At 41.4% G+C, this 10,829-nt stretch carries 9 protein-coding genes; 2 read left to right on the forward strand and 7 right to left on the reverse strand.

The features are described 5' to 3' along the window. Positions 1–82 precede the first annotated feature (82 nt). On the forward strand, positions 83–568 hold the full coding sequence (gene tnpA / locus T541_RS19260) for an IS200/IS605 family transposase (protein WP_051538171.1): 486 nt from the start codon (positions 83–85) through the stop codon (positions 566–568). Between the two features lie 6 nt (positions 569–574). Here tnpA and T541_RS20700 read toward each other — a convergent pair whose 3' ends face one another. From T541_RS20700 to T541_RS19270, 7 genes are all read right to left on the reverse strand, one after another. Next, on the reverse strand, positions 575–1,045 hold the full coding sequence (locus T541_RS20700) for a DUF3800 domain-containing protein (protein WP_051538172.1): 471 nt from the start codon (positions 1,043–1,045) through the stop codon (positions 575–577). Positions 1,046–1,330: 285 nt separating this feature from the next. Next, entirely contained in the window at positions 1,331–1,948 is a 618-nt protein-coding gene (locus T541_RS0108970) for a superoxide dismutase (RefSeq protein ID WP_026652410.1), read from the reverse strand. A 529-nt stretch (positions 1,949–2,477) separates the two neighbouring features. Beyond that, entirely contained in the window at positions 2,478–4,055 is a 1,578-nt protein-coding gene (locus tag T541_RS0108975) for an O-antigen ligase family protein (protein WP_026652411.1), read from the reverse strand. 137 nt (positions 4,056–4,192) lie between these two features. After that, entirely contained in the window at positions 4,193–7,186 is a 2,994-nt protein-coding gene (locus tag T541_RS0108980; protein WP_026652412.1) for a family 78 glycoside hydrolase catalytic domain, read from the reverse strand. 257 nt (positions 7,187–7,443) lie between these two features. Continuing rightward, positions 7,444–8,058, reverse strand: coding sequence for a superoxide dismutase (locus T541_RS0108985; RefSeq protein ID WP_026652414.1), 615 nt, complete (start codon positions 8,056–8,058; stop codon positions 7,444–7,446). A gap of 190 nt (positions 8,059–8,248) precedes the next feature. Then, on the reverse strand, positions 8,249–9,265 hold the full coding sequence (locus T541_RS0108990) for a hypothetical protein (protein ID WP_155839487.1): 1,017 nt from the start codon (positions 9,263–9,265) through the stop codon (positions 8,249–8,251). Between the two features lie 10 nt (positions 9,266–9,275). Then, a complete protein-coding gene (locus T541_RS19270) occupies positions 9,276–10,526 on the reverse strand; it encodes an MBOAT family O-acyltransferase (RefSeq protein ID WP_051538173.1) in 1,251 nt (416 codons plus the stop codon). A gap of 86 nt (positions 10,527–10,612) precedes the next feature. Here T541_RS19270 and T541_RS21115 point away from each other — a divergent pair. After that, on the forward strand, positions 10,613–10,829 hold a 217-nt coding region (locus tag T541_RS21115; RefSeq protein WP_197025158.1), incomplete at its 3' end, for a helix-turn-helix domain-containing protein.

Raw genomic sequence — 10,829 nt, forward strand, 5'->3', positions numbered from 1 at the left:
TATCAGTATTCTATAGTTAGTATTATAGCACACATTTCAGAAAAACACAAACAAATGTTCTCTTTGGATAAGGAGTAAATTTATGCAGAAATCGATGCTGGAATCAGATATCCTGAACGAGTACAGAAGAGGCTCACATTCCGTATACAAACTTACTTACCATGTGATCTTTGTAACCAAGTATAGGAAAAAAGTGATCACAGATGAGATCGGTGATTTCATGATGAATTACGCCGCTTACCTCTGTGGACGCATGAACAGCAAACTCATTTCAGCAGAGACAGATGTCGATCACATGCATCTTCTGATCTCCATGCCACCTGATGTTGCTCCTGTGAAGCTCATCAACTCATTAAAATCACAGCTATCCAAAGAAGTGAAAAATACATATAGAACACACGTGGAGAAATACCTCTGGGGAGATTCACCCTTCTGGAGTGCAAGTTATTTTTGTGCCACTACCGGAAGTGTTTCACTTGAAACTGTTAAGGAATACATTGAAGAGCAACGAACAGAAGAACACAAACGCAAATACATTAAGACGGGGAAATACAAAAAGAAAAACTAGTGCGATTCATCCCACAACCGATTTCATCGGAAGGGGTTTTCTCGCACGATGTTTATAATAAATCTTTACTGTATCGTATGAAAGTAGGGCATCATAATTGTTTTTAACCCAAGTTCCAATAAGCTTTGAGAGCTTACCTGTTGCATCAGTTATATCTTCAATATGGCGCTTCTCTATGAAAAAGGACTTGTGCTTTATCTTGGTTTTTCTGATAAATCCCATGATTTTCATCAGTAGTTTTCTTCTAACAACAATATCCTCATTCTTGAATTCGTCTTCCATTCTGACAATTGGACCTGCATGTAAACAGTGTTGCGGATATCCCAAGTATGATAATTCCTGTTCCAGTGATTCTAAGCAGGCAGTGATATGTGATGACTGTTCATGAAATACCATTGTGACAATATAAAAAGGGGAAATGCGGTTATATTCACCGAAGTCACCCGATTCATCGATAAAAATGCTTAACTCTTTCATACAATCTCCATTGCAAAAAAATGGTGTGGGACACCCACACCGTATCGTTGGACCCGGGTCTTGCGACCAGCCCCAGTAGTTTCTAGCACTACTTCGTATAAGTATATTAGCATAGAAAGACTAGGAAAACAATGTATTTTAGAGATTTTTTAGCAATTGAAATTATTAAAGTATTTGCCACTCTCACATCTTTTTTGCATTGCTTTATACAACAAATTGAATAGCAGGGGCCTGTCGCCAGACAGGTCCCTGCTCATATCTACACATTTAAATTTGTAACGGGCTTCATCCAATCGCCTTCTCGTACTTCTCCTCAACCTTCGCCCAGTCAAGAATATCCCAGAAAGCCTTCACATAATCAGCCCTCAGATTCTTGTACTTCAGATAGTACGCATGCTCCCAAACATCCAGCGCCAGGATCGGAACCCTGCCTGTTCCCTCACTGATAGGATTGTCCTGGTTAGGACTTGCAGTTATAAAGAGCTTTCCCGACTTATCCACAGAAAGGAAAGACCACCCAGATCCAAACTGTCCCACAGCCTTGGCACTCATCTCAGAGATAACCGCCTCCAGGCCGCCTAAATCCCTGTCGATAGCCTCTTTAAGCTTACCCTCAGGCGCCTTCTTAGGACTATTTGAAAAGCACTCAAAATACAGATTGTGATTGTAATATCCGCCGCCCTGATTGCGCAGCCCCTTCCTCAGAGCCTCATCCGCAATAGAATCAAGACTTCCCAAAATCTCTTCCGCACTCTTGTCCGCCACACCTGCTTTCTCGGCCAGCTCATTAAACATCTTGGTGTACGCAGCATGATGCTTGCCATAATGAGTCTCGATCGTCAGCTGATCAATCACCGGCTCCAGCCCATTAGCCTCATAAGACAACTTAACCTGTTCAAACATCTGTGGCTCCTTTCCTCGCAGACATAGTGCGAAAAGAACTATGAATTATTAGTTATGTTAAAAGAAATCGCAACAGTGCATTCGCAATCCCGTTGTAAATATAATTATACAACGTTTAGCCCTGTAAGTCCTTGTATTTCCAAAAAATAATGCTATTATAATATTAAAAGGTGCTACCGATAGACGGTTAGCCCTAACAATGGTTACAAATCAAACTTGACCGCAACGCACTGGGTATGGGTGGCGGTCATTTTTGATGTCTGGAACTAAGTGTAACGCAAATATCGATTATCGTAACGACTATACTGACTGTCGATACCACAATACTCGCGATGCTGATTATCAATTCAAGCATCTATCTCATGCAAGCCTTCCCCAAAATTTCCCACATGATCACCTCCACATCAGCTTGGAAGTTCTCGGAATACTCCGGCAAAGGACCAACCGCCTACCGTTATGGCAGCACCCGAAGATAATTATATCGAACAAACATTTGGCTTGCAATAATTCTTTTCTCGTTACATTCCGTTCATTTTGACGAACAATACTCATTCAAACCCATTCCCATAATAGCCATGATCATAGGTGCCGCGATGCATTGCTGGTAATTAAAGAAGTTGTGGACCACGTATGCCAAGACTGCTGCCAAGACTATAATTCCAACGTGAACACTACCAGCTCTGGTCTCACTCTCACCGCAAGCTCCAAGTACATATCTACTCTCACATCGAATCATTCTGACCGCCATCACAACCGCCGCCACAAATACCCCCATATACGCCACTCCACCGACAATTCCAACTTCCACCATCATCGTAAGCCACTCATTGTGCGCATTCCCCAGCACCAAATCCGTGTACCCGCTGATATACTCATTAAAGCACCCATGCCCAACTCCGAACAACTTGTTAACCACCGGCAAATCCCTGAACATCTCCATGGTCCGAAGCCATATCAGCCCTCGCCCATTTCCCCAGTCTCTGCCAGCCACGAAATACACATCTTTCGCCGCCCCGGCAATCACCCGCGCCAGCGCATATCCTGCCCCAGCCACGAACGCCACCATTCCAGCCACCACCAGCGACCTTCCAACTCTCCCGTACACCTTCTCATTCCATGTTAAAAGAACTATCACCACCCCAAAACAAATCCCAAGAACTGGTAATATTCCCTGCGCGATTCGGAGAGATAACTCATCTATCGGCACCATTGATAACCATCTGGCGGTATCATCCAAACTACTAGACACTCCAGCTCCTGCCAGTCTCTCCACCACACCCATCAAAGCAACAGCCGCAGCCATAATCACAATAGCCACGCCCATTCTCATCAGATATTTTCTGCCCTTGCAAACAGCCCAGATCAGAAACGCCAGCACAGCCACGCCAATTCCAAGATAGGCACTATCACTATTCTGAGTTACCAGCGTCCCAGCACTCAAAGTCAGAAACGCCCCTGCGCAGATCCGCTCAGCAATCGAGGGCCCAGCCTCAGTGACAAACCCATACAATCCCACCGGGAACACCACGCACAGATACGACGAATACCACGTAGCCTGTCCAATAGTCGACAAGAACCTCACATATTCCTCTGGAGACAGCGACCGCATAATCCCAATTGGATCAATATAGAACCTATGCAGAATTCCCAGAGCAAACACCACCATGGCAGAGCCCATGATTATCCACATGAGTCTCCGGTCCATCCTGACATACGCACCAACAATGAATAACACCAATATCAGCCCATACTGAAATAGCAGCCCCGTAAACCACCCAGGCATTCCAACAAGAGCCACCAACTTATATGGAGTCAAGATAAAAGAAATAGTGGCAAGAATCAGAAACACGCCAGAAACGGCATATAAACGCGAACCAGATTTACCAACAAACAGCTTGGCAACAGAATTCACACTACCAGTCTTCACAGCGCACACCAGCAGATACCCCACCAGCACCGCCGTCATCACAGCCCATGCCCTGAACTTGAAATTCCCCATGGCATAGTACCCCTGTATCGGAGAAAAGATAAGTGGATAAAAAGAGAAAAGCAGCGCCACATAGTAATATGCCGCCCTTTGTAGATTGTCTCGTGAATCCTTAACCATGCGTGCCCCTCATACAACACAGTCAATCACAACATAAATGAAACAACATATGATTCCTTAAAAACATACGTAAATGCCTAAAAATCCGACGGCATCACATAAACCGTCAAGTTCTAACTTTGACATTATAATCGTTTCTACCAGTTAAACTCATAATCTCCAGATGAAAGCTCTTTTACATCTCCGTTAGGCAATGTAAGTGTACATGTACCCCCTTCCGGAACGCTGCATTTAAATTCTTTAGAAACAGCATCCCATGAAACACTGATGACACCGTATTCACATTTATAACTTCCTGAAACGCTTCCATTCTCATATATACACGGCCTCAAATAAAAATGTTCAAATCCAGGCGCTTCTTCATCTGCTTGTATTCCCAACAGATTTTTATAAAAGAATTCACTTACTGATGAAAAAGCCGCATGGTTTAATGAGCCCGACAGAAAATAAGTCCCATCCTCATTAATTCTAAACGCGATTATTTCTTCAGGCAGAGATGTCAACCCCATAGAAAGCGGATTGCAAAGACCTCCAGATTCTGTATTGGTAAGAATTCTGATAGCTGTATCTGTATAACCATATTCAGCAAGCACAGGAAGCAAGTACTCCATTCCTGCATATCCCGGTCCATAAACATATCCGTTATAATCAGCAAGAATGGTAATCCTTGCTGCTGCCATCTCCTTTATTTCATCAGGAATAAGATCAAAAGAAATCCCGAGAGCATAAGCTGTTTCAGATTCGTATTCGGAATACAGGATTCCGGCTTCTACAGAATAGTCTTCCCGTATATATTTTTCTTGCCATGATCTTTTTATCTTTTCTTTTTCAAGTTCATAAGTCTGATACGCACTATCGTCCCCAAGTATTTCAGCTACTTTTGTGACGATATCAAGAGAATGATAGGTCCAGGCTGAATCTAATAGAGTTTTATCGGTTGTCTGGATTGCCAAATGATCTCCATAACCACCTGTGTAAATGAGATTATCTTCTGGATTCTCTAACGCTATAAGATAGTCTACCCATGCTACCATCGCGTCGTAATTATCTTCCAATATCTTTTTATCAGCATAATGCAGATAATGATTCCAAGCGATAACTGTTATTGCGTCTCCCCAACAGCTATGACCACCAAAAGAGTCTTTATAAGCGCCCACATCTGGAATTGATCCATCACTATTTTGCATTGCCCTGAGCGCCTTCAGGTATTGTTCATAGTACTGTCTACCATCAAACTGATACATAGAAAAGCCAGACACGATCTGAGCATCTCCTGCCCATCCAAGCCTTTCGTCTCTTTGATTACAATCCACTGGAACACACATAGAATTAGATCTTAGACTGTTCACAGAGCAATTGTAGTATGCGTTTATCAATTCATCAGAACTACTAAATGTACCTGTAATGCTTTGATCATCAAATACTGAAAGTTCAATCTTTCTAAACGCATCTTCCGCAAGCGCAGTATCCAATCCTATCACTTCAACATATCTAAATCCGTGATAAGTATGATCAAAAGATATCTCTTTATTATTGTCAGAACCAAACACATAGTAATCAGTTGCTCTGGCAGTTAAGAGATTCTGTGTAAAGATAGTACCAACCTCTCCGTCAGCATTGGTCATGCCTTCTGAGTTTAGTGTTTCACCATATCTTAAGGTTATAACCTTTCCCTGCTGAACCTCTTCAGTTATTTTTGAAAGATCAAGAAGCGCAGTACCCGTACTATTGGTTCCAAAATCATAAACAAAATGGCCCTTTTCTGGTTCTGATACGCTTGTAAAACTGCATATGTTCACAGCCTTCACGCTGCTATCCCCAAGAGGTGCTACGTCACTGTAAAGATATGATTCACTGACCTTATCTACCTCAACATCCACATAATCAGCATCTGACGGACTATATCTATCATCAATAATCTCCCCATTATAGATATCATCGTATCTATATCTGGTATTTGTAGCTACTTTCCAATTTGAATCTGTTGGAATCACTCTGGTGCTACTTTTATCACTTTTCCCTTCAGATAATTCAATCATTCCTTTTATTGCAATAGTATCTCCCCATGGGCTCCTGGAATCGGGATTTCCAACTCCTCTGTCATAAAATCCATGGAATAATACTACCGTGACCGTATTATCCTCTTTTAAAAGATCTGTCACATCGTAGCTTACATAGTTTAAATACTTGCTATATGCAGGTTGTCCCGGCTCAAAGAAATTTTCTGTAACCTTAATTCCATTCAGATAGATGTCCATGCAACCTAGGCTAGTCATGGTAATCTTAGCATTGGTCGTATTGTGGGGATCAGCCTTAAAATCAAGCTTAAACATGGGAGCAGCATCCGCTACAGGTTCTGACAAGAAAAAACCGGATGCAAGAACCATCGCACTACTTCCGTTGTATTCTTTTGTTTTGAAATAATATGGAGAAAAGGCACTTGTAGGCTCATTTGCATAATCATATTTATGTAACTTGTTGGTAAAAGAGCCATCAAAGTTATCACTAAATATGATCTCACCATCACAAGTAACACATATATCATCAACAAGTGCAGTAGAAGTTCCCCTGCCCTTATAAACTCCTACTGTTCCTAGAGAAAAAGAAGGTATAGCATATTCTGAGAGTAGATTTCCATTTACAGATACAACTAATATGCCATCGCTTATTCTTAGATTTATCTTATAATATCCATCAGCATCATGCTCTCCATGAAACATCACCTTTTCTTCATCGGCTTCTATTTCTTCTGAAAGAGCCTTGGGTGAGACTGTTTCCTCAAGACAACCATTTGAGTATAGTTTAATCTTTAGCTCTGAGAATTCATCACTATTACCAATCTCACAAATGATAAGATCCCCGTACTCACCCTGTGAATCACCAAGAACAAAACCTGCACTGGCATTCTTAACCACCATGGTGTATGACGCATCAAAAGAGCTAATCCCCAAATCATTAGACATCATCTTCGGAGCACTTATGAAATGTACATCCTCAGCAAATTGAATGTCACTTTCTTCGGTAATATACCTTGATTCTTGATTTTCTGGATTTTTATCGCTAGAAAAACTACATCCTGTAATCAAAAACACAAAAGCCAATAATATGCTTAATTTTTTAATATACTTCATTCTCACCCTCATCATGCATTCTATTGTATCAAATTTTGACTTGTAGCGGTCGATATTCCCAAATTATTTTGCGCAAAAAAGAGCTGAGAGAACGTAAGCGTCAAACAAAGAGCACTGCATCAATAATACAGTGCTCGGAATTACGTTTATGGTGATGCCTTTGGTGTGGTTCTTTGTGTTTGCAAATCACTCACACGCTCATTACTTCTTTACATTTAGGATATTGGCAGTCACAGTTTTTGCTTTTTATACAGTTCTTATAGCGCCTTCTCGTACTTCTCTTCAACCTTAGCCCAGTCAAGGATATCCCAGAATGCCTTAACATAGTCAGCGCGAAGGTTCTTGTACTTAAGGTAATATGCGTGCTCCCAAACATCCAAAGCAAGGATAGGAGTTCTTCCTGTTCCTTCGCTGATTGGATTGTCCTGATTAGGAGAAGCACTGATATAGAGCTTGCCACTCTTATCTACTGAAAGGAATGACCAGCCTGATCCAAACTGACCGGTAGCCTTAGCTGAAAGCTCTGCAATGCAGGCATCAAGTCCGCCAAGATCTCTGTTAATAGCCTCAAGAAGCTTTCCCTCAGGTGCTTTCTTAGGTGAATTTGAGAAGCACTCAAAATAAAGATTATGGTTATAATATCCGCCGCCCTGATTGCGAAGACCTTTGCGAAGAGTCTCATCAGAAATGCTATCAAGACTTCCTAAAATCTCTTCTGCACTCTTATCCGCCACACCAGCCTTCTGTGCAAGCTCATTGAACATCTTGGTATAAGCTGCATGGTGCTTGCCATAGTGAGTTTCAATGGTCAGCTGATCAATAACCGGCTCAAGACCATTTGCTTCATAAGTTAACTTAACCTGTTCAAACATGTGTGGCTCCTTTCTCGCAATAAGCGAAAGACGAAATGGTGTTGTTTTGTTAATTTGGGGCAGTTGGAAGTGTGGGCATTAATAATGGCTTAGTTCTAACTGCCGATTATATTAATTATACAGTGTTTATACGCAAACGTTAATACATGTATTTTTCTGCAAGAGCTCATTGTAAACGGCAACTAGTGTACTACTTACACTCATCTTCTAATCTCGCTATCAATTCATTCACATTTGATTCAGTTATATATGCTCCGAAAACCGCAACATCGCTTTCTTTTTTACTATCAAAAAGGCACTTCTCTATCTGCAACCCTACATATGGCTTGTAGTGTGATGCATCAAAATAGAACCTCATATCTGTAGTATATTCATTTAATCCCGAGAAGTTGTAAAAATCTGTCACACCTGCCACATCACTAAGAAAATCCAAGTATCCCTTGGATACGGCCTCTCTGTACGTAGACTCAAGCACAGGTGAGGTGAATATCTTAAGCTCTATGCCATTTTCCTGGCACAATATCACCAGTTCTTTTATAGCATCAATGCTCTCACTTCCGCCATAATATCCACATCCCAGAGATCCAACCATTTCTGCATCTTTCTCAGGGCACTTAACATCAAGATTGGGCATTTCTACGCCATAATCGTAAAAGAGCCTCGTTTCTTCTCTATTGCTCGTAGTTTGTGACAAAGACTCCTTAAGGACCTTGAAATCTGGCTTGACCTTGAGATAGGAATAAAAAAATCTTATTGGAGATGCCTCATACTCCTGATACTGTTTGTATATAAGATCTCCTGCATTTTCTTCATATTTGCGATACATGGAAATCTCATCTATCCCCATAACCACGTACTTCACATCAACTCCGTTTTTCAGGAACGTCTTTATCGTCTCCAGATTGTCCTTGGGACATCCCATAGGATATGTCATGTTATACCAGGAAAGCATATCGCCATTTAACTCAGATGGCAGGCCATCTTTTGGAAGATTTGCAACTCTCGATGAGCCCAAAATAAATGCATTAAACTTATCAGGATTCTCGATAACATACCTGGTCTTTATATAGTTTTCATTGCCGCTTGCTGAAGTCTGTCTGATATTGTCATAGTGAAAAACATTGAAGATATCATTCACATATACAACAAGAACATATATCAAAACTGGTATTATTAGAAGCGGTAGTCTTTTTAATAGTTTTTTCATATAGCCTCTGTCAAAACTTATTGTAGATAAAACTTACAGGTTCAGATGCAGCAAAAAACAGTATGCTTAATATCAGTAGATTGTAGAGTAACCATCTTGGAAATGCCGGTATCTTTTTTACCAGCTCTATACCATCGCGTTTATAAGTTATCAGACTTATTATTCCAAAAACAATCAGGCCTGCCAGCAGTAGTACAAAACTAAAGCCTTCAGGAATAAGGAAAGCTGCATTCAAAGAAGCTGCGCTCAAAGAAGCCGCACCACCAAACACGTCCGCCAGCTCTCCCGGAATTCTGCCAAAAGAAATAAGCTTTCCAAGTGCGTCACCTACACTGGCAGCCGAAAAGAACATCCATGCAAACGTAGCCATTATGAATGTAAGGACCCTGCTGCCCTTATATTTACCACGGGTAATAGTTCCAAGCATCCTCTCAGCGCATTGGAATACTCCATGAATCAATCCCCATACGATGAAATTCCAACCATTTCCATGCCACAAACCACTTACCAGGAACACAATAACAATGTTCAGATACGTCCTTACCTGGCCCTTTCTGCTTCCTCCAAGTGGAAAATACACATAGTCCCTAAGCCAGCTACTTAGTGAAATATGCCATCTCCTCCAAAACTCTGAAATAGTACGTGCCAGATATGGGTGATCAAAATTTTTGTCTATATCAAAGCCTAGTATTCTTGCGCTTCCTATGACAATGTCTGAATATCCAGAGAAATCAAGATAGAGCTGCAGCGAGTACATCATTGCAGACAAAAGAACTGCCAGCCCCTTTACATACCCACCGGCAAACTCAGTATTTACGTTTTGTATGTACACAGCCATATTGTCGGCCAGTACCAGCTTCTTGAACAAGCCAAAACAGTATAACTTCATTCCGGCAGTTACCCTGTCGTAGTCAAACTCTTTTGATGCCTTTAACTGTGGAATAAGAGTTCTTGCCCTTAGAATCGGGCCCGATGAAACCGCTGGAAAAAACGCTACAAAAAGAGCAACCGTAACCAGTGATTTTTCTGCTTCAATACTACCGTCACGTACGTCATGCAAATATGTATATGCCTGCAACGTAAAAAAAGAAATTCCAAGTGGAAGCAGTACCCCCGTCCCATTCCAATCAAGAATTTTGTATGCAACAAGTGGAACAAACAAAAGAACTACAAAAATAGAAAAAAACTGTTTTCTCTTACCTAGTACTATTCCGCCTACGTAAGTAATGTAAACGCTATTATAAAAGTTGACCAGTTTCATCCATTTCGCTAGCGAAAAAGTTTACCACCTTGTGTTAAGTCCTTTATGATTTTTTGTGTATGAAAAATCATGAAGGGAGAAAGGTGATGATAGTCGAAATGGATCTCTACTACCAAATCCGTAGCCGTTATAATGACGGCGAATCCATACGGTCCATCGCCAGAACACTGGGGATATCCCGGCAGACCGTTAAAAAGTATTGCAGAGGCGATACGCATCCTGATGAACGGAAGCCTTATCATCGGGACTCTGAGGTGGTTACTCAGGAAGTTGTTGATTTTGCTCGTGCCTGTCTTGAAGAGG

Source organism: Butyrivibrio proteoclasticus P6B7, assembly GCF_000622085.1.
Lineage (GTDB): Bacteria > Bacillota > Clostridia > Lachnospirales > Lachnospiraceae > Butyrivibrio > Butyrivibrio proteoclasticus_A.